Source organism: Pseudoalteromonas sp. SCSIO 43201 (assembly GCF_023716725.1).
In the GTDB taxonomy this organism is placed as follows: Bacteria; Pseudomonadota; Gammaproteobacteria; order Enterobacterales; family Alteromonadaceae; genus Pseudoalteromonas; species Pseudoalteromonas peptidolytica.
This window is the reverse complement of sequence record NZ_CP072684.1, coordinates 938,303-959,689: the sequence shown is the minus strand read 5'-3', so window position 1 is coordinate 959,689 and position 21,387 is coordinate 938,303. Positions and strand designations below refer to the sequence as shown.

Genomic DNA, 21,387 nt, shown 5'->3' with positions numbered 1-21,387 from the left:
GGTCACTTTCACAAATTAAACCATTGTTGAAAGGAGAGTTAATATGTGTATAGAACCAGAAGAAATAGAGAAAGGGCTTAAGGAGTTAAAGAAAGTTGATGGGCTCATAAGCTCTGTGTTCCACAAATCCAAAGTAACCGATAAGCTGGATAGTGAGTGCTCCACGACATTAGTAAATAAAACTGGGTTTAAGCTTGTTCTGGCAGGCTCCCATAGAAATCAAGTTATTCCCGCTGACAAAAGGGATGATGACGACCGATTAATGAAGGAGCAAAAAGAAAATTCCTCACTTTATTTAATCGGGAACCCCGCTAAATTTGAAATACCTTCTCAGTTACAAATCTTAAATGCTTCTGGATTTTTTTCCAATGATATTCACCAGAAAGAGCAGCAAGCAATTATCGAGCGCATTAATTCTTCAATGTATTCCAGCACGTGGTCGTACTATTACTCTTTCGATGACGGGTTTGACTCAACAGTTGAATATAAATTTGTTCCACTAAGCGGTAATGCGAAACCGATAACACAAGACTCTCAGTTGGACATTGATGAAAAAAGCTGGGATCATCACTCCTTGAGTATTAAAACGTCACATTATCAATATGATAATTGTATAATGCAGAAGGATAGTGCAGGAAATAGCTCAAAAACGCACGAGATAAGCAAAATAGATAAACCGTTTAAAGTCTATATTTCCTCATCGGAACAACATAGCTTTTACCCTAAATGGGTCGATCAAAAAAAGCTCCTGTTTAAATACTTTCTTGATGGAAAAACTCGGGCTGTTTACCTTTCTTGTGTCGGAGCGATTGACGCGGTATTTGAGCTCACAGATGAGATATGTCCTGAATCATAATTTATCTACGAGTTACCCCAAGGGAGCATGCTTCGTTAACAACGATATTTTGCAAGGCTACTCACCCAAAGCTAGTGTACAGGTGTCATGGGCAGGTTCAATATGAATCTGCCAAGACAGATATGTATCAGATAACTCACATACCTTATTGAAAATTGCGCGTTTGAGTATGGCTTCTTACTCAAAGCCAGATTTCTTTATCTGATTATTGAGCTGTGTATATTGCTTTTTGGCGTTTCGCCCTAATTAACTATGGCGACAATCCAATTACAAGGAGTAATTCAAATATGGAAAAAAACAGCCTTATCACGTTGGTGAAAGCCTACTTTGAAAAGATAGATGCTGGAGATCCGACCTATATAGACCTGTTTCACGACGAAGTTACATTCTTTTTCCCCAAATTTGGCGATGCGGTTGGCAAACAAGCATTACTAGAGTTTGGTGACAAGATAGGGAGCTCACTCAATAGTATTTGGCATGATATTGAGCAATTTAACTTTATTGTCTCTGGGAATACTGTTGTGGTAGAAGGGCAAGAGGGCGGAGTTATGCGCGATGGCACAAAGTGGCCGGATAATCATATATCATCAGGGCGCTTTTGTAGTGTATTTGAATGTAATGATAATTTGATAGCTAGAATGTACATTTACGTAGACCCAGACTTTCCAAGTCGTGATTCTGAAAGAATAGCCACGCTGTCTAGAGTGACACTCTAATGCAACAAGAGCTACGATAAAAATATAAACTTTAGACTAAACAGTTTGATAAGTAAGTGTGATTACCAAGCCACTTTGACGTCGTCACACTTCCAGTGTTGTCTATGAACAGCAGTCTGTGTCAATCTTATTGTGATAGTGTTCATTCAGTCAAAGAGCGGAAAGAGCTTGCATGTATTTCTACCCTTTTCTCAAATTTGAGTAGCCAGACACTTGTTATTACTCTAGATGCAGGCTAGGTGTTTCTCGGTGCTTTAGCGACAATGAAAAGTCGCTTAGCGTTAGCAGACTCAACTGTAGTCGTTTATTCCTAAGCTCATAGTAGAGGTTTGTATGTTATCTGGTTGGTAGCTGTAGGTGAGAAACGCCAATTGTAGACAGTAAATTCATTTTATTATTTAATATACTTTTCAATATGTTAAATTAGAATTGATGTTGGGTTTACAAAGCCTCACCTGCAAATTGTTATACGCAGTGGAAAGTTTATCGGTGGAGGGAAATGTGGAAAAAATAATGAAGTTAGCATAGTTGAATGTAGCATTGGCGAGGTACCCATCGGGTCCCCCGGAAATCAAAGATTTTGTTGATAATCTGGATCTGGTTGATGGTATAGCAGAGGAAAGTCATGTTCTCTGGTGGGTTAACCGAGGAAGTACTTGAGCGATCGGAGTGTCTTTGGAAGAGTAGCAACAGCCCGTACGAGTTTCCTTTTAAAAGGATTTGTACACCTGATGATGTATAAGCGTCTGTGTAAAACACGGATAACAAATCACCCATGTAGGCAGCTAATTTTCAGCGACTAGGGGTCGGCTGAATTTAGTCATTACACATACTTTATTTGAATATAGTAGTAACTCGCTATTACTTAACAAAGCGTTATGTATACAAGGATTTAGATGCGCATTTTCGGTGAGATAGATGGAATTAGTCCAGGTGATCTCTTTGATGATAGAAAATCTTTAGCTAGAGCTAAAGTTCATTCCCCTTTAGTTGCCGGAATAAGTGGCGGAAAAAACGAGGGAGCAGACTCTATAGTGCTATCAGGGGGATATGAAGATGACGAAGATTTTGGTGACGTTATCATTTATACAGGTGCTGGCGGCCAAAAAAATGGTAAACAAATTTCAGATCAAAAACTAGATGGCGTAAATTTAGCCTTAGCTAAAAACAAAATAGAAAACCTTCCGGTCCGAGTAACCCGAGGACACAAACATAAACATGAATTAAGCCCCATAAAAGGTTACCTCTATGTAGGACTCTATAGCGTAGAAAGCTTTTGGTACGAAACAGGAAAATCAGGTTATAAAGTGTGGAGGTACAGGTTAATCGCTCAGGGGCCTTTATCTACTGGCAACATAGTGAAAGAGCCTGCTAATCCATATAACGCACCAGATAGAAAACCATCAACCGTAAATCGCATTGTAAGAAACTATCAAAAAGCTAAAAATGTGAAGTCTTGGTATAATTACAAATGCCAAGTATGTGGGACTGCAATTGAAACAAGCGCAGGTTTGTATGCTGAAGCAGCCCATATAAAGCCTTTGGGTGAGCCACATAATGGGCCTGATATAGAAAGCAATCTCTTGTGTCTATGCCCTAACCATCATGTTATGTTTGATAATGGTGGATTTACTATAAGTGATAAATTAGAACTTATTGGTGGTATTGAGGGTAAACTTAGGGTGGTAAAAAAGCATCATATTAATTTGGAGTTTATCAAGTACCATCGAAGACATTATCTAAAAGATACCTAACAAAAGACTTCTGCATCAATAACCAGTCTTAAGTTTACACTTGAAATTAGCGCTGGCACTCGTTGCAGCCCAGAACAACTCAACTTATATTTTGCCATTTTTCTGTTATTGGTACTTAGCCGAACTTTGGCTAAGTACTAGTATCAGTTAAACGCCCATATCTGCCGAATAATTGTATTAAAGGCGTGATAACGAGCGGGCAATGCTCTGTTTTTTTTACAGACCAAATATAAACTTTCCATTACTGGCTGTGTTGGCCGCAAAACTTGTAAATGCTCAGGGCTATGAAAGCCGCCGACAGCACTTTTTGGTAGCACAGTAAAGCCCACACCTTGAGCGATTGGCTCTAAGATTTGACTAATTTGGTTAATTGAACCAACGATAGGGATTTTACTAACATCTAGTTGTGTTAGTTCTTGCTCTTTGGATTGCTTAAAATACAAAGATAAATAATGCTCGGCATCTGGGTGATTGATTAGTCCTAACTCTAAAAGTAAGGGCGCGTATCGATCACTAGTATTGGCCTGTTGTGGTAAAATCAAGCAGAGCTCTTCTTGACCAAGCGTTTCAAAATCAAAGAAACTCTCATTGGGTATATCGGTTACAATTCCTTGATCAATCTGGCCGTTTTTGATGTCAGTCAAAATTTGATGATTTGGTGCTGCTTTAATATTAATATGAATATTGGGGTGTTGAACTTGAAGTTGTAATAACTTTGGGTAAAGCAATAAGGCTACTGAGCCAGAACATGCTAAAGTACACTCTCCTGATAAAGGGTCGTCAAAATTTAATTGCTCAAAGAGCAGCTTTTCCTCCCTGATCAATGCTTTGGCATAGTTGTACACTAACCGACCTTGCTCGGTAACCGCGAATGACTTCTTATCTCTTCTAATTAAATTATATCCACACGATTCCTCAAGTTTGCTGATATGCTGGCTAACTCCCGGTTGAGTCATATACAGCTTCTCGGCGGTTTTTGTAAAATGCCCCGTATCAACTAAGGTAATAAATGTTTCTAACCAAACTGGATTGAGCACAAACAAAGCCATAACAATAAATTATTGAATTAATAATAATTGATAATTTCATATAATCAATGTCTCGCCATAGAATTTACTGACTAAGTCGAGTTGCTATTGAAAAATGTTGGAGAAATTTATGAAAATGAATCATGTCGGTATTATGGTTGGCAATATGGACAAAGCGGTTGAGTTTTACACCAAAGCGCTAGGCCTCAGAATAGTAATGAATAACATCAAGGTGATAGAAGAGCGAGAATCAGCGATTGGTCGCATGTGTATTGCGGTATTCGGTGAGGGCTTCAAAGGCTTCAATATTGCTCACTTAGTCACTTCTGATGGTATTGGTGTTGAGCTTTTTGAAATGGTTGAGCGCGAAGATCGCCATCACGTTGATTTTTCTCGCCTTGGTATCTTTCATTTTTGTTTACAGCTGCCAAAAGAGCAGTTTGATACTGCGATTAAACGTGTTGAAGAGTATGGTGGCAAAGTTCGTATGGATATTCATCGTTACCACCCTGAAGATGAACTCAAGCAAGCGCAAATGGTTTATTTAGAAGACCCATTTGGTAACCTATTCGAGTTTTACTCTCACTCTTATGAAGATACTTACGCATCAGACTACGAATAAAACAAAGGAGTAGAAGTTGTCTACCCTTTTGCTTGTCACATTTATGGGAGATTCACCCTTCCTAATATCAATGATTGTTAATACATTGCTCATTGTGAAGGAGCAAATCAGACACTAGCTGCGTTGAATTCACTCCCAATAACCGGCTATTGGTGCGTAAATTCGCTTTGCCTACAGGATGCAGCTACCCTGGCGATAGCAGGACGTGTTCGCGGTTTATCGACAAGATTTTATCGCCTCAAAATAACGCACTGAATTAGGCGAGTAGGTATAACTCAAAAATCAAAGGCATCTATTAGACGCTCTTGGCATATAGACACTTAATACAAAAAAACCAGCTAATGACTTTAGCTGGCTTTTTAAAATTCATGAAAATAATACTAGAGATGGAAAATAAGCATACCCTGCTCGCTCACGAGCATCTCTCCTTGTTCATCAGCGCGCAATTGTACTTGTTGCCCATCGTGAAGTAATTGATAACGTTGACCTGCGGCTAATCCATTAATATGGACCGTTGCCCCAGACTCGACAGGCTGAGTGAAATAAATATCTTGTGCGTATGGAGATAACAATTCTTTGCTGAATAAGACTATCTCATCTACCCTTCCAGCAGCTTGCACATACACCCCTAAATGAGAAGGCGATACTTCATCAAGTTCTTGTACATTAACTTCAGGCACCTCACCTACATCTGCAAAACTTAACACTGACAGCAGGTCATTATTGACTTGGGGGGTATTTGCTTCTAATTGAGTATGCCATTTACGCTGGTTCAATGGAGCCTGATAGGTCAGTACATCTTGATAATACTGAGTCTCGTCAACTATCGATAAAGTATAGTCTTTAGGTAAAATGGGCTGATAGATAAACTCTTTCCCGTCATTTATGCTCGACACCCTATCACCATCGAATATAGGTTGTGCTAAAAAGCGTTGATTTTGCTTCACGCTGCGCACGTACTGATCACCTGCCTGTAATCCAAGTTCTTGATGATATTGCATTAAGTCACGGATCACACTTGGCTCAGTTTCAATGCTATCGTAAACCAGAACGATATTGGGCTTTAAAAAAACCAGTTGTCTTGCGATTTTTTTCGCGTAACTTGCTTGCCAATAACCCAACATATTATAGGTTTGTTCGGCACGTGCTGCGATGAAGCTCATTTTAGGACTATCGTATAAAGTAACATATTGACCACGACCAGCCGCTCTGTGTGCTGGATTAGAAGAGCCATCATGAGTGGCATTCTCAATTAAGATGGTATTATGGGCTGTTGAGTTAATAGCAAACTTACCATACCCGGTCATCTCTTTGGTTATCCATTTTCCAGCATGAGCTATATCAAATGAGAGTGTATCGAAATGTTGATGGTCTACAATCGCCGGGCTATTCAAAAAATACAAGTTGGTTGCTGAACGAGACCAATCAGAACGTGATGCGACTAGCCCTGTTCCAGGCGCATAAAAAAATGTGCCGGGCTGCTGTGGTGCCTCACTGATTGGTTCTTCTGGTTCGAATAACACGCGCTCTAATCCCGTGTCCATTGAGCCGTTTGGATAGCCCTCTTTTTCGATGACTTGTTCAAGCCAAGCTTGAGCCTGAATTCGGCGCTCTGGATTTTCGACCATAGCGATTAAGTGCAGCATCATGGCATAGCGATGATCACCTGAGAGAGGCACGTAATCATCAACATGCTCCTGATCACCATAAAAGTACATACCTGTGCCACCAGCCAAGGTTTGATGGAGATAAGCCAGTACTACCTGCTCTGCGTAATCGTTTGGATAATCAATATTACGTAGCTCTTTATTGTACATGTACAAGCGCATCCAGTGCATCATAGTACCAGGGCTATAATCAATACCCTCAGCCCATACGCCGCCAGCCATAACATCATCCATAAACTTATCGACAACGTATTCTTTTAACAATCGATCTCCGGCGTTTAAGTACTGTGTGCTTTTCTCCCGGATCTGAGGATCATGAGCGTTTTGTAGCGTCATACCCAGTAAAGAAAGGTTTTCCGCTAGCGAGGTGACTTCATCTGTGTCCTGCCAGCGCATTTTCGAAAAGTCATCACTATAGCCCAAGTAATCAAGCCAGTAGTCGCCCCATAACGCAAAGATCGCTTCAATATCCCGTTGCTGTTGTTCACTAAACATGGTCTTCGCCCATGCGTACGTATACTGCGACCAACGGGCCTGTGAGCGAAACAAGTTTCGATTGCTGTAATACTGCCACCCTACGATCGGCTCACTTACGTATCGCTCTAAAAATAGCTGCTTGGCTTTTGTGCCATGTATTTTATTTCCTGTTATTCGATAGCTTAGCGCGTACGCGCCAGCGTAGTCCCAAGTATTATATATACGCTCTTTTGCAAGGTTGGCAGCAAGCTTACTCTGGAAAGTTTGCCAAGCTGGGGTTTCTTTCTGAGCGGCTTGAGCAAGCCGAGCTATTCTATCAGCGGGGAGCAAATAACTTGGCTCTAAACTGGGGTTATTATGTATACCGTCATCAATATCTGAGGCACATGCTTCGTTTGGCAAATTAGGGGTTAATGTCACATCATCAAGCAACACCTCTGCTGTACCTCCTTGCAACGCTAAGGCGATAGAGTATCCTGTAACTTGTTCATCTTCAGGCAATATGATGGGCTGACAAATTGTTTGAATTTGCTCTGTGAACGGATTCAAATTGATACTGTCTTGAATATGTTGACCACTGTTCACCTTCACTAAACTGCGAAGCTGTAATGTTCCACCTTGAACTGGGTTAAGTAGCTTCACTTTTGCCCTGAGCGTCACGCCTAAAAGCGTTGGTGCTTGCCCCCAAGGATAGAAATAGCTGTAGCTACCGCTACTCCAGTTAGTTAACGAGAGCTGCAAACTTTGTAGCCCAGAGATAGGTTCAATTTGGTTTAAAGTTAATTGCGCTGTTTGTGGGTTAGAGGCCGTAAATTCGTTATAGCCTTGTTCAAAATCCGCATTGACTAAATGCGACTGATCGGCCAATGCGTGCATACTTATGCTATTAGCCAATACAATAGAAAGTAAATGGGTTCTCATATTAATCTCCTTATGACCTGAGTAATTATCTTAATTCAGAACTGAATTATCAATATGGTATTTGTGTTGGATTTTATACTTAAATAAACACTATGATATATGGCAACGAAATAGCAAAGTGAAACGACTAAGCAACGTCGCTGATAACCCCTTTAAATTTGTAGGTTTCCTAAAAGTTATTCAACGATTTTACTCTGAACTCGATGAATTGAAGAAACCCATATGGCAGCTGCCATAAGTAAATAGCTTCCTAGCTGCTCTTTGTAACAGGTAATACCTCCGCTATTTCGCTATCTAACATATCCAACACGCTAGCAAAACTATGCTTGGGTAACCAACTTAATTTTTCTTGTCCTGCCGAGGAGTCATATACACGGTCTAAGCTTGATGGCAACGACCACCTCCTTGCTCACAGGTAACAATCAGGTGAATCCTAAATCTATTCGCCTCAGTGTCAGGCTACAATACAAAGGAAGGGCTTTGGTTTATGTAAAGCCCCTTTACAAAGGGGGCTTACACTTTTTCGTGACTCTAGATTTTACGGTAAATTGATGTGCCTTATGAATGTTGGCGGCTATGCAGCAACATTCATGAAATTTTTATCAAAGCGGCCATCAGGATCCTTTACGATGACCAGTTCATGCAGTGACTTTGTTTGTAAAGCTGGGTTTTCTGAAAAAAGAGTCAATAGTAACGACTTAACCGTGTTTTTATTTAATGCTTCAGCGAGTGCTTCATGTGAGAGTAAACATAACATATCCTCTAAGGTACCATCACCATCTTGCTCTAGCTTTTCCCAACTCTCCATTATATCTCTTAATTCATAGACGTGAGAGTGATCTTCCTCAAAGTCAGACAAGGTAATAAATGGGGCAGCTAAAAAGTGCTGGTGAGGAGAAAAATGCGTTTCTGGATGACTGTGAATTTGCCAATTAATATCATAGTGCCAAAATTCAACCGAGAGAGACATATGTGAAAAAGCGTTTTGATTAATATAAAAATGTAGTGCGCTTTTGCGCTCGTTAAGCAGTGTAATTAATACACTTTCATATACTGCAATTAGCGTGTTTTTATTTATCATTATGTATCCTAACTACTGCCTTACGTAATCTAAGATTTGGATAGAGTATGAGTCATCCAAAGTAAATGAGTAAGACGGACTTTCCTATTTTTGCCAAAAAAGCGTCACACCACTTTACTACACCTGTATGAACTTTTACCACTTTTCGTGACAAAGAAAGTGGTATTATGCAGTAGCTAGGTAATACCAATTTTCTTAATTAAGTGGTCTACTTTGAGGCGAGAAAATCTTGTCGATAACCTGGCAAAAATTTTGCTATTTAGTTGTTCTAAATAAGAAATTTTTAACGCTGTTCGCGTCAGATTTACTCCTTCAAACTGAGCAAGTATTAAGTCAAATTGGTATAATGTTGGATCTGAGTGATTACGCTTACCTCACAATACAGAGATAGAGTGCTACACCTCCAATAAACACGTTAGCAATAGAGGTGCTTTAAAAGAGGATACAAGCGCACAGTCAATATAAAACTTGCTACTTGTATCAAGCCAAATCTCGACACCTGTTAATATCGAGTGTGCATAACGCATCTACAAGTTGTGAAAAGTCCCTAATGACAATATCTGCTTGCTCCGCGTAATGCGGTATATTGTTAGGAGCAAATAGACATGAAGGCATCTGAGCATTGTGTGCGGCCTGTATATCATATAAGTAATCTCCGACATATACACATTGATAAGAAGGAACTTGCCATGTTTGGGCGACTCGCAGGAGTGCCGTTGGATCTGGCTTGGCGGGGGCATCATCTCTGGTGAGTGTCAGAGGTATAGGGAGTCCCGTCGCTTTTAATTTTAAATGTGCCGCTTTAGCAAAGTTTCTGGTGACCACAGCAAGTGGTACACCCATCTGAGAAAGCTGCGTTAGCACTGGCTTCACCCCAGGTATCACTTCACAATGTTGTGCGTCGCAAAGCTCATGTTGGTGCACTATATTCATTGCTTCTTCTCGCATATATGGAGATGGCAATGAGTTGATATAACTGAGTAAATCATGTCCTGACGGACACCCAATCTGTGCCCGAATAAGAGAAAAATCAAGTTCCGATGTCACTAATGTGCCATCTAAGTCAAATATGATGCCTTTAACCGGTATCCTATCCATTTTGATATCCTTTGGTTTTGCATTAGTACTGCGCAGCCCTAGTTAAAGGTAGGTACGTAATTGGGGTTTGTAAAGATCAAGGTGAGAGAGTTTTGGCCCATTATTTAGACTCACCTTTACATGGGTGAGTCTAGATTCTGGTTAACGGTATTAAGCCAGTTTGCGTAAGAGGCCTTGGGTGTTTTGCTTCATGGTCTTTGCAACCATAAAATAGCCGATAGTTGCTACAAATGTTGCACCTGTGGCAGGTCCAAGTACCCATATATATGGATGCAATCGACCATCAACATCAAAGGTTTGGATCTGGATCACCAACAGAGTAACGTCGCTTACAACGGCTGCAACGAGTCCTGCGAGTGCTCCGAGTAGCAAAAACTCGTAAAGTGTTGCTAATTTAATGAGCCGCCCTTTGGCGCCAAGAGTACGCAAGATAACAATCTCTTGCATCCGCTCTGCAAGGCTCGCTTGAACTTGCGATATAAGAACTAAAGCACCACTTATCAGTACAATACTCAAGACAAAACTGATAGCCAAAGAGACTTGAGAAATCATAGACTGCGCTTGTTTGAGTCTACTTTGAATATCTATCATGCTGATAGTCGGGTAATCTTTCAAAAATTGGCTGATTACTTTCGTGTCTGTTTCTTTTAACTTAGCAGCAGTAAAATAGGTCACTGGAAATTGGCCAGCAATTTGATCGTTAAATATCATCACAAAGTTTGGCTTTAACGACCCCCAGTTGACACTACGTAAACTTGTTACTTTAGCGTCAAGCGTCTGACTATTAATCAAAAAGCTAAGCGTATCGCCGACCTTAATTCCTACACGTTCAGCAAGTCCTTGTGCAACCGAAACTTGAAGTGTATCAGAGTCATCAAACCATTGGCCGTCAACAACTTCATTGCCCTCTGGTAGTGTATTAAGCCATGTTAGGTTGAGTTCTCGCCCTACCCCTTCTCGCGCTTCATCGTCTTTCTCTTCACCTTCTTGAAGTGACACTCGACGTGCAAACACTTCTCCGTTTAGGGCATTGACTCGACCTAAAAAGACGGGATAAAAATGTTCATGTTTAATACCACTGTCATCCAGCTGTTGTTGCATTGGCTGAATTTCTTGTTCCGAGATATTGATAAAGAACGCATTTGGCGCGTCTTGTGGCACTTGCATTTGCCAATCTGAGATCATGTCGTTTTTAAGCACCACTAAAAACAGCATTAGTTTGATAGCCAGAGCAAAGCTTATAAGCTGTATCGCGTTTGCATTAGCGCGTTTTTGCAAGGTAGCAATAGCCAAAGACCAGCTTGAGCCCGGGCTTAGTCCAAGTTTTCGACCTGCTGAAAACAGCAGTCGTGAGATAACGAACAATACCGCCATGAGTAGTGAAGTTGCACCGAACAAAATCGCAGTGATCTTAATATCACGACTAAATAGCCACATTAAGCCAAAAATAGTGAACACTGAGAGCGCCATATGGATCCGGCTAACTGCAATGGTGTCTCCCAGGTTGCGCCTAAGGACGCGTAGCGGCGGAATGTCAAATAAATCTAATAACGGCTTTAACGAGAACATCATGGCGCAGACGACTCCCACCGCAATACTCAGAAGCCAAGGTCTAAAGCTAGCTTTCGGCAAGGTGGTATCCATAAAGGTTACTAGATAAGATGCTCCTACGCTTTGTAATACATAGCCAATTGCAAGACCCAAAATAACAGAAAAAAACGTAACCAAAGATAGGTGTAGCAGATAAATACGGCGAATAGTTTTTCTGCTTCCACCTAAGGTTTTCATCATGGCTACTGGGTCATACTGACGTTCGCAGTAGCGCTTTGCAGAAACCGCCATTGCTACCGCTGCGAGCATGATCCCGAATAACCCCGCTAGGAGTAAAAAGCTCTCTGATCGGGCTAAGTTCTCTCCAAGAGGGGACTGTCTATCTTTTATTCCCTGCCAAGACTGGTTGTTTTTGAGTTGTGGTTTGAGCCATGTGTAGTAGTCTGCCAACTGCTGCTCGGAGCCTGAAAACAGTAATCGATAAAATACGCGACTTCCTGGCTGAATAGCCTTAGTCACAGGGATATCGTCATAATTAATAAGTACACGTTTATTCCCCGCGAGTGAGAAGAAGGGGGCATCGGGTTCGTTAATGAGTACTTTACTCACAGTAAACTGTCCAGCTCCTATTTCTACCTCATCACCAATTTTGAGACCAAGTGAGTAAAATAAGCCTTCACTGAGCCATACATTGCCTTTTTTGGGCGCAGCTTGAGCTTGGTAATTCTCTCCATCAAGTTGATCTCTTAATGTTAGCTCGCCTCTGAGTGGATAAGTATCTGTCACTGCTTTGAGCGAGCCTAAAACGAGCTCGTCATTGGCAAATAACATAGAGTCAAAGTAGACCTGTTTTGCGGTGTTTAAGCCAAAATCTTGTGCGGTGGTCAAGACTCTGTCATCAAAGTCATGGTTACTCGATAGCCTTCTATCGGCTGCGATAAAATCTGCGGATTTTTGCTCTATATTCAAGCGGATCCGCTCGGTAATCGAAGATAAGCTAAACACCGTCAGTACAGCAAGCGCAATCGCTGCAAGAATGATGGTTAGCTCGCCTCTTCTTAACTCTCTAGAGAATAAAGTGAGTGCTAACTTAAACCACATTAACCGATGCTCCTTGTTTTATTACCTCCAGCTTACCCGCTTCAATATGAATGATTCGATCGCATTGTTGGGCGAGTTGCTCATCATGTGTAACTAACACTAAGGTCGTGCCATTTTCTTTGTTTAGGTCAAATAGTAAGCGCTCGATAAGGTGGCCATTCTTACTGTCCAAGTTAGCCGACGGCTCATCAGCAAATAGAATTTTAGGTTTGCCAACAAAGGCTCTCGCAATGGCCACTCGTTGCTGCTCACCACCTGAAAGCTGTGATGGGTAGTGGGTTAAGCGGTGTGATAAGCCGACCTTTTCTAATAGCTCTGTTGCTTGATTTTTTGCACCTTTGTCCCCAGCTAGTTCTGCAGGAAGCATGACATTTTCAAGAGCGGTTAGGCTTTGAACCAGCATAAAAGATTGAAATACAAAGCCAACCTTTTCCGCGCGTAGTTGCGCTCTGGCTTCTTCATCCATTGTTTGCAGCGGCTCACCGTCCAAGTGAACCTCTCCTTTGGAGGCGATGTCTAGCCCTGCGAGTAAACTTAGCAAGGTAGACTTGCCTGAGCCTGAGGCTCCGACGATGGCGACGGACTCGCCAGACTTGACAGTGAAATTTATATCACTAAGGATAGTTAGATTACCTTCAACTGTAGAGACCTGTTTAGTAAGGTCTTTTACTTGGATCATATTTAACTGAGAAAGCACTGACATGAAGTACTATTTCCTAAAGTTGTTGTTCATACTTGTTATTTTAATGGCGCCTATTAGCGCAAATGCCAAGCAAAAACTCATGATAGTTGGTGATAGCTTAAGCGCCGCTTATGGCCTGAAACAAGACGATGGCTGGGTTAAATTGTTACAAAATAAATACGAAGCAGAACAAAATCCGATCGAAATTATCAATGTGAGTGTCAGCGGCCAAACAACTGGTAATGCTCTAGCTAAAATTGATCAACAATTACAAACTATTGCCCCATCCCATGTACTGATTGAATTAGGTGGGAATGACGGGCTACGAGGGTTCCCAATCAAGCGATTACGAGCCAATCTTACTGAGCTTGTTGTTTCGAGCCAGCAGTTCGGCGCGAAAGTGGCTGTAATGGAAATCCAAATTCCTCCTAATTTAGGGCCGCGCTACACCACTATGTTTACGCAAAGCTACCAACAAGTAACAGAACAAACAAAGAGTCACCTGATGCCTTATTTTATGCTTGAGATAGCAGGTAAGCCCGAACTAATGCAAGATGATAATTTACACCCTAATAAAGCAGCACAGCCGATCATCAGAGACTTTATGTATAATGCCATTAACCAATGGTTAGCTGAGTAGCACAGCCCGCTTTGCATGATGCTTATCGCTTTGCGGATAGTTGGTTGACTGTATTAAAAAACCCGCAATCCTGCGGGTTTGGTGGTGTTTTAGTTTTTGGGCAGCATAGATAGCGGATACCACTACACTGATTTAGCTTGTGCCAAGGAAATACAGCCTTATTAATAACCTGAGACGCTGGTGAAAAAGGTACGTATACCAACTTGACTTAATACTTGCTCAATTTGAAGGAGTAAATCTGACGCGAACAGCGTTAAAAATTTCTTATTTAGAACAACTAAATAGCAAAATTTTTGCCTCGTTATCGACAAGATTTTCTCGCCTCAAAATAGACCGCTTAATTAAGGAAGTTGGTATTATTCATGGCTTTTCGTCTCAAGCCAATCAGGACATGCTTGCTTTACGCAATATCATTTGTCTCGCAAGCAGGCCCTAGTTGGTTGAGCTAATTGGTATTACTTAAAGTTTGCTATGCTCGTTTTTGTTGCATCTACTGTTTTCCAAGCAAACGCTTTACCAACGATGCCGTAAGGTTCACCGCCTACTGACCAATTTGGATTAGAGAAATAGTCATACTGCGTTGCATTACCAAATACATGTGGGTATGCCATAATACTAGCAAACTTGTCTTTTACACCGTAGCCCATACCATCGACATAAACACCGCCACTCGTATCACCTTGCTCACGCGAGTGAGTTAAGCCCTGATTGTGACCTAATTCGTGTACGAATGTTGTTGCGCCACAATCAATACCTGTAATACTAAACATACGGTCACTCATATATGAGTGCAGGTTACCTGTGCTGCTACTACCTTGCCCTACCCACGCTAAACCACAGGTAATATAGTTACCATCACGTTCACCAGTGCCAAGTACTGCGACCATGTCTGCACGCCAAGTATCACGCAGGTTTGCCACATAGCTACTGTTAGTCACAGAGTCTAACCACCCACTCGTTGGAGTAATGTTGTAGTTACCTAGGTTTTGTTTGCCTGCAAGACGTAGTTGTAGATCAATACCATTTTGGCTATACACTTGGTTTGTGAAAGCAATTAATTGGTTGATTTTTGTATCGATGTTTGATGTTGCAGCCGCTGATTGGTCAGTATATAAAATACCAATATCGACTGTAACTGCTGATGCGCTTGCTGATAGTGCGAGTGTTGTTGCCAGCGATGCTACCTTTACTGTTGTTTTCATTGTTTTTCCTTTCTTTTAGTGAACGTTATACCAATTTGCCATAATACTTACTCAATCTCAGTGCGCGAATTAGACGCGAAAAGAGTCAAAACTTTCTATTTAAAACAAATAGATAGAAAGTTTACCGTCAAGTTTTAGTTAAGACCCTCTCGTTTCAAAATAAAGCAGTTAAATAAGCAAATAGGTATTACTTTTTGGGTGTAAAAATATCTTCTTCTATTGAAACTAAGTCTTGTTTCGTGTCCTTGTGGTGATCATGGGGGTGAAGTTCTTCTTCTTGATGCGACCGATACAGATCTCGTTTCGCTGCAATCCAGCCGTATTGATCTTTGGACTCAAATACGTAATTCCCACTAGGTGCAGTAAGCTGACCGTAAACAGCATCTTTGCCGACGGTTAATACTGTGGTGTGAAAGCGCCCATCTGCACCCGTTACTTTACCAAACACACTTTTATCGCCATTTTCAGCTGAAGAAATTCCGGTAACTTCGGCAATAAATGACTCCTGCGTTTGTGGGATCAGCAGCTCAAAGTTATCACCACCTTCGAGTTTTCTCAGCGATGCTAAATCAAACTCAATATAAGCTTCGTTATTGAGATCTTTTGGCAGCACTTTTGCGGCTTCGAGTACAGCTTTTGCTTTGTCTGATACTTTGTTTACAGCATAAAAATCACTGTCTTTGTGTTGTGAAGTTGCTTGTAAGTCTTTTTGAGACGTTGATGTGGGTACTATGACCTTTAAAGTTGAACTTATTTCATCACTTTGTTCATTGCTCTGAGTATTCTCTACTTGAATTAAATTTGTATGTGATTGCCCCGTTTCAGGCATCATTTTCCAAACAGCAATACCAATAAAACCAATAAGTAATGCAATAATCAGTAACCGCATAATTCACCACGACGACGTTAATAATTAGTGAAATACTATTCATGATGCGGGATCTTGATCAACTTATAATTTACGATGTTTTTTCAAATGGATTCATTGAGATTAAATATCTTCATGATATGTATGTATATTTTTCATTAACAAATCTTTACAATGTGTGTGTTTTTATCATGTTGAATCTCCTTTTTGTCAAACAAATGTAACTAAAGTGTGTTGCGTTAAAGTGGTTGATTCGTTTAGCTTTTATTTCAGTATTTGATAATTGTATCTAGTGTATTTTTTTATCTTATTGATTCTTATGTTTAAAATATTTTGATTCATCTGTAATTTTTTTGCATGAGCAATACGGGGATTTCTGTTCCTATTTTTAGTTCAGAACAGCTGCAATTTTCATGTGAAACCTCATTTCTATTCGCGTAGTTGAAAGCGCATTGACGCTAATATCAGAGTAGTGAGTTGAGGACTACAAACAAGCCTTCGGTCAATGAGGGGATATACATTGATGGATCGGTTGCCAAGTGAACCGTGGATTAAAAAGTGTATCTCTTGTATGGCCACTTAGATTTGGGTTGAGGAGTTTTAATACCTGCCTGTCCTCGAATTTTGCTTTGGTTATTGCCTCGCGAGTTACTGGGTGACTAAAAAATAGTTTGTCGAATGACCCATCATCAATGGCTTTTTTCAAGCCAAAAGAGAGTCGCTCTTTTAAACGTGTGTTATTTTTATTAACGAAGAAATACATGGCAGCGGGATAGCAAAATGCAAACTGAGGTTCTACTACTGCGTTATCTATGTGCGCAAGCTCGGTCCAGGGCTCATGCAGTGCCCTTGGAAATAACTCAAAACGTTTTTCCTCAAGTATCTTAGGTAATAGTGTTGCAACGCTGGTAACAACATCAAAGCCGTTTTTTTCATAGATTGCGGTATCAGGCCAGTCAATGCCACTTCCTATGGTAAGGCTTGCCAACTGCACGGGGGAGTTGAGTAATGCTATGCTAGCTGCGGTATCTTTGTGAATGAGGAAAAGCCGTGCCCCCATCATCCCTTTTAGAAGCGGGATATACACGGTGCCTAAGTGTTGTTCTCGTTGAATAGATGTCATACTCCAGTGGACACCTAGTAACTTCCCTTGTTCTAAAATCTCCAATGTCCTACCTTGAGGTGTTTGATCAAAGGAGTTTTCGATTAATTGATTTGGGCCATATTGATCACGACTTTTATTAAGTGCCAATCGCAACAAGGCGATATAATAATCTTGTTTAGGATCGGCAAATTCTTTGGAAATATTGTAGCGAACCACATCTTTTGCCACAGAAGTAAGAGGCGCTAGCAAAATAAAGATAAGTATATATACCACTTAGGCGTTCATTCCTTGCCCTCACTATCGGATAAATTTATAGTTAGTTTTAGTCTAGGATATTTACGGGGAAAGTAAAAAGCGCCGTAGCGCTTTAGGTTAAAATGTCACTTTGAGCCAGTCATCGCTGCCATCGAAGTGTAAGGACTTAACTTTTCCTTTACCTTCAAAATTAACTAGGTTCACCTGTTGCGGCCAGACATCTCTGAGTGCACCGTGACGCATATTCAGCGCAGTAATTGGTGAGAATAAAGGGGTCTGTTGGTATACCCAAAAAAACTGACCGTCGATTTCAGCACCCACTAATTGTAATGGGAGCGTTTTACCGTTAGTTGCTTTTAACTCAACTCGTTTACTGACATAGCTTGCAAAGTTATCTCTATCTTTTTGATTGTTAAAAATGTCAGCATCTTGACTAAAAAGGTGCTCAATTGCGTGCTCAGTGTCATGTAGGTAAAAGCGGTGCATTATTTCAATGTTTCCGCTTCGCTCATTAAATAACACAGTAGTGATTGCCGCTTTTAGTTGATGTGCATGACATAATGAAGACAGCATTAGTAGTATTAAAACACAGCTGAAATACCAGATCCTCATGGCTTATCCTCGTTTTCGTCAAGTGGTTTCAGTTTGGATTTTACATCTTGCATAATGTCACGATATACCTTCCCTTCACGGGCTTTCTTTTTATAAAGCTCCAAACGAGACTCTATAATCCGCCTCGGATAATGATTATTCTCAATGTCAACATCAGCGGTTTCCCAGCGCGGATCAATTGTGACTGATGCAAGTAACTTATCTTTGTCGGTGATGATTAATTTATTCACCGTTTTGGCATTACGGCGCCAAATTTCAGCTGGAATATATCGCGACTCTTTTGTCCCATCTTGATAGGTTAGCTCCAAGAGAATAGGCATCACCAGTCCACCTAGATTGCTAAAAGCGAGTACGTAATAATTTTTGTCTTCTTTGATTGCGCGCTCAAGGGTTCGCCTCTCCCAAGGTTTTAGTTCTGATAAGAACTCTTGATACTCATTGCGCTCTTCGTTCGTTACGGTGAACTGATCATGGTCATCGTAAAAGTCACGAATGTCTTTGTTTTTATCAACCCACAGCTCACGGCCTTCTTCTTGGTTGCGCATAACAAACAACGACACGGGCTTGCTTTGTTCAAATTCTCTTAGGCGATTAAAGTCTATGTCTGGATCTTTGGTATCCAAACGTAACTGATAGACTTTATCCAGTGAGATGTCGACGTGATCTGTACTATAAAACCAGCCGCGCCAAAACCAATCCAAATCAACGCCTGAAGCTTCTTCCATGGTTCTAAAAAAATCAGCTGGGGTTGGGCGCTTATACTTCCAACGCAGCGCATATTCTTTAAAGGCAAAATCAAATAGTTCACGACCTAAAATCACTTCGCGTAATATGTTCAATGCGGCGGCTGGCTTGGTATAAGCGTTTGGTCCTAAATGTAGTACACTATCAGACTGAGTCATGATGGGAGATTGGTTTTCAGATTTCATGTAGGCTGCAATGTCTCTTGGCTCGACTCCCCAGGGGATGGTGGGATCCCACTCTCTTCCCGCCACGCCATCTAAGAAGCTGTTTAGACCTTCATCCATCCAAGTCCACTGGCGTTCATCTGAGTTGACTATCATAGGAAAGTAAATATGCCCAATCTCATGAATAACAACACCAATCAAAAAGCGTTTTTCAGCAAGTGAGTAAGTCCGGGTAGCATCTTTTTGTAGTGTAGTTCTTGGTCCGTTGAAGGTAATCATCGGATACTCCATTCCTCCAACAGGTCCATTAACTGACTGTGCGGTTGGATAAGGGTAATCAAATGAAAACCGAGAGTAGACCTCCATGGTATGGATAATTGCTTCTGTTGAATACTTTTTCCAAAGTTCCCCACCCTCTTTTGGATAAAATGACATGGCCATGACGAGTGGTTGCTCACTACCACCTTGCTGATAGCCTTTTGCATCCCACATAAACTTTCGTGAGGATGCCCAAGCAAAGTCACGCACATTCTTAGCTTTGAAATGCCATGTTTTAGTTTCATTCGTCGCGGTTTTTTCGTTGGCAACTGCCTCCTCTTCAGAGACTATAAAAACTGGGCGAGATGCTGTTTCTGCCTGAACTAGGCGTTGTTGTTGTGACTGACTTAATACCTCTTGCGGATTTTCAAGCGCTCCTGTTGCGGCGACGATATGATCCGCTGGCACAGTAATTTCAACATTATAATCACCAAACTCTAGTGTAAATTCACCACTGCCAAGAAAAGCCTTATTTGTCCACGCTTCGTAGTCGGTATAGGCCGCAAGTCGTGGAAACCACTGAGCAAGTAAAAATATATCGTTACCATCTTTATCAAAATGCTCATATCCTGAACGTGCGCCGACGGCATCTTCTTCAACAATATTAAAGGCAAACGCTAAGTTTAACTGTGTTTCCTTTCCTGGTTTTAGTGGCTCGTTTAGGTCCACACGCATCAGGGTGTCTACAATGGTTATATTGAGCGGTTTATGGTGCTTATCTGTAACTTTTTCGATGATAAACCCTAATTCGTTATCATCCATAAATTGCTGGCGTTTGAGTTGATTGAGTGAAATTTTTGCAGGGTTTGCAACAGGATTACTCTGTAATTTATTCTCAAATGTGGTGCTGCGCTCTGCAATTGAATCCGTTTTAAAAATATTTTGGTCTAATTGTAGCCATAAATATTTGAGGGTATGGGGTGAGTTATTTTTATAGTGGATAGTTTGCTTCGCACTTATCTTTTTAGCCTTTTCATCTAAGTGAACATCAATATCATAATCCACTTTTTGTTGCCAATAGTGTTCACCTGGCTCCCCTGCTGCACTGCGATATATGTTGGGGGTGGGGAGTGTTTCGTCAAGTTGGCGGAACTTATCTTCGAAATGGCCTTTGGTCTGAGCAATCGCACTAGCATGCGCGACCTGTGATAAAGCCAGTATTGCCATCAAAGGGATGGCACGTGTTGATATTTTCATTATTATTTCCTGTTTTACCGTACCAAAACTCTGATCGATAAGTCCTATTTTTCAATGTTTTATATTATATGAATCCGAAGCGAATAGTGTGTCGACACGTGGTGATGAAGGCGCTCGGTCAATGCCAATAAGTTGACAAAGAAAAAACCAGAGATCAAAGTTTTGAGATAAAGTAACAAGTTCCGATAACCGATGACTTTCATACTTTTCAATTCTTTGTTTTTGATAAGGAAAAGTGGCAAATTAGGATAAATTAATTTGCATGCCATAAAGGTATTCTGCCAATTTATTGTCTACATTTTATAAATAAATAAAGAAATCAAAATTAGTTGTTGATATTGACCTAAGTTTGTCATTAAAATCGCGCACTTCACAATATTTGAGTAAAACTGGCGTTAGTTTTGCTCAGTACTAAATACCCGTTTAGCGAATCTAATGTGGTGAGCAGTATGGATTTCTACATACTAAAAAAACAAGAGAAGTTTGTTGCAATTCCTGCAGACGAACAGAACTGTAAAGACTATCTAGATGATGGCTATTTTTACGTTGATAAAGTAGCAGCATGTAATGAAAAATCGGCTATCAAACGTGTGCAAGATAAACACAGTCGCGTTTTGAAGCTGCCGGCAAAATTCTTTTTAGTCGCTCTACCGGTGATCATTTTTGCGTGGTGGCAATTAACTCGATAAGTAGGTAAAGCGCCAATATTCACAAGACGAATATTGCTT

At 40.8% G+C, this 21,387-nt stretch carries 17 protein-coding genes and 1 pseudogene; 6 read left to right on the top strand and 12 right to left on the bottom strand.

The genetic code is table 11. The features are described 5' to 3' along the window. The first annotated feature begins 43 nt into the window (after nt 1–43). The 3 genes from J8Z24_RS20675 to J8Z24_RS20665 all read left to right on the top strand — a co-directional run bounded on the left by J8Z24_RS20675 (nt 44) and on the right by J8Z24_RS20665 (nt 3,326). On the top strand, nt 44–856 hold the full coding sequence (locus tag J8Z24_RS20675; protein WP_176032626.1) for a hypothetical protein: 813 nt from the start codon (nt 44–46) through the stop codon (nt 854–856). A 287-nt stretch (nt 857–1,143) separates the two neighbouring features. After that, nucleotides 1,144–1,572 carry a nuclear transport factor 2 family protein gene (locus J8Z24_RS20670; RefSeq protein ID WP_128732368.1) on the top strand — a complete coding sequence of 143 codons (429 nt, stop codon included), beginning with the start codon at nt 1,144–1,146 and terminating at the stop codon, nt 1,570–1,572. Nucleotides 1,573–2,468: 896 nt separating this feature from the next. Beyond that, nucleotides 2,469–3,326 (top strand): YDG/SRA domain-containing protein, encoded by an 858-nt coding sequence (locus J8Z24_RS20665; RefSeq protein ID WP_176032627.1) that lies wholly within the window; start codon nt 2,469–2,471, stop codon nt 3,324–3,326. A 143-nt stretch (nt 3,327–3,469) separates the two neighbouring features. Here J8Z24_RS20665 and J8Z24_RS20660 read toward each other — a convergent pair whose 3' ends face one another. Continuing rightward, a complete protein-coding gene (locus J8Z24_RS20660; protein WP_176032628.1) occupies nt 3,470–4,363 on the bottom strand; it encodes a LysR family transcriptional regulator in 894 nt (297 codons plus the stop codon). A 121-nt stretch (nt 4,364–4,484) separates the two neighbouring features. Between J8Z24_RS20660 and J8Z24_RS20655 the strand changes: the two genes are divergently transcribed. Beyond that, a complete protein-coding gene (locus J8Z24_RS20655) occupies nt 4,485–4,976 on the top strand; it encodes a VOC family protein (RefSeq protein ID WP_252095767.1) in 492 nt (163 codons plus the stop codon). A gap of 380 nt (nt 4,977–5,356) precedes the next feature. On the opposite strand, the gene J8Z24_RS20650 is transcribed toward J8Z24_RS20655, so the two are convergent. The 6 genes and pseudogenes from J8Z24_RS20650 to J8Z24_RS20625 form a co-directional block, all read right to left on the bottom strand. Continuing rightward, nucleotides 5,357–8,041, bottom strand: coding sequence for a hypothetical protein (locus tag J8Z24_RS20650; RefSeq protein ID WP_252095766.1), 2,685 nt, complete (start codon nt 8,039–8,041; stop codon nt 5,357–5,359). A gap of 250 nt (nt 8,042–8,291) precedes the next feature. Continuing rightward, nucleotides 8,292–8,447 (bottom strand): annotated as a pseudogene (locus J8Z24_RS20645) (NAD-dependent epimerase/dehydratase family protein); the annotation flags it as partial. A gap of 168 nt (nt 8,448–8,615) precedes the next feature. Continuing rightward, nucleotides 8,616–9,122, bottom strand: a complete 507-nt coding sequence (locus J8Z24_RS20640) for a hypothetical protein (protein ID WP_128732371.1) — start codon at nt 9,120–9,122, stop codon at nt 8,616–8,618. A 480-nt stretch (nt 9,123–9,602) separates the two neighbouring features. After that, nucleotides 9,603–10,220: an HAD family hydrolase gene (locus J8Z24_RS20635; RefSeq protein ID WP_128732372.1), complete on the bottom strand. Its 618-nt coding sequence runs from the start codon at nt 10,218–10,220 to the stop codon at nt 9,603–9,605. 150 nt (nt 10,221–10,370) lie between these two features. Beyond that, nucleotides 10,371–12,872: an ABC transporter permease gene (locus tag J8Z24_RS20630; RefSeq protein ID WP_252095765.1), complete on the bottom strand. Its 2,502-nt coding sequence runs from the start codon at nt 12,870–12,872 to the stop codon at nt 10,371–10,373. After that, the gene (locus J8Z24_RS20625) at nt 12,862–13,575 is read right to left on the bottom strand and encodes an ABC transporter ATP-binding protein (RefSeq protein WP_125251234.1); all 714 of its coding nucleotides are present in this window, start codon (nt 13,573–13,575) and stop codon (nt 12,862–12,864) included. The genes J8Z24_RS20630 and J8Z24_RS20625 overlap by 11 nt, the downstream gene beginning before the upstream one ends. Between J8Z24_RS20625 and J8Z24_RS20620 the strand changes: the two genes are divergently transcribed. Continuing rightward, a complete protein-coding gene (locus J8Z24_RS20620) occupies nt 13,574–14,194 on the top strand; it encodes an arylesterase (protein ID WP_128732374.1) in 621 nt (206 codons plus the stop codon). The genes J8Z24_RS20625 and J8Z24_RS20620 overlap by 2 nt on opposite strands. 455 nt (nt 14,195–14,649) lie before the next feature. Here the strand turns inward: J8Z24_RS20620 and J8Z24_RS20615 are convergent, their stop codons facing one another. From J8Z24_RS20615 to J8Z24_RS20595, 5 genes are all read right to left on the bottom strand, one after another. Continuing rightward, entirely contained in the window at nt 14,650–15,396 is a 747-nt protein-coding gene (locus tag J8Z24_RS20615; RefSeq protein ID WP_252095764.1) for a zinc-dependent metalloprotease family protein, read from the bottom strand. Between the two features lie 187 nt (nt 15,397–15,583). Beyond that, on the bottom strand, nt 15,584–16,285 hold the full coding sequence (locus J8Z24_RS20610; protein ID WP_176032634.1) for a protease inhibitor BamI-like protein: 702 nt from the start codon (nt 16,283–16,285) through the stop codon (nt 15,584–15,586). Nucleotides 16,286–16,766: 481 nt separating this feature from the next. Beyond that, nucleotides 16,767–17,642 (bottom strand): hypothetical protein, encoded by an 876-nt coding sequence (locus tag J8Z24_RS20605; RefSeq protein ID WP_252095763.1) that lies wholly within the window; start codon nt 17,640–17,642, stop codon nt 16,767–16,769. A 99-nt stretch (nt 17,643–17,741) separates the two neighbouring features. Next, nucleotides 17,742–18,236: a DUF6702 family protein gene (locus tag J8Z24_RS20600; RefSeq protein ID WP_252095762.1), complete on the bottom strand. Its 495-nt coding sequence runs from the start codon at nt 18,234–18,236 to the stop codon at nt 17,742–17,744. Further along, nucleotides 18,233–20,659, bottom strand: a complete 2,427-nt coding sequence (locus J8Z24_RS20595) for a M1 family metallopeptidase (RefSeq protein ID WP_502934634.1) — start codon at nt 20,657–20,659, stop codon at nt 18,233–18,235. The genes J8Z24_RS20600 and J8Z24_RS20595 overlap by 4 nt, the downstream gene beginning before the upstream one ends. Before the next feature lie 449 nt (nt 20,660–21,108). Between J8Z24_RS20595 and J8Z24_RS20590 the strand changes: the two genes are divergently transcribed. Then, entirely contained in the window at nt 21,109–21,348 is a 240-nt protein-coding gene (locus J8Z24_RS20590; RefSeq protein WP_125251227.1) for a hypothetical protein, read from the top strand. Nucleotides 21,349–21,387: the final 39 nt, after the last annotated feature.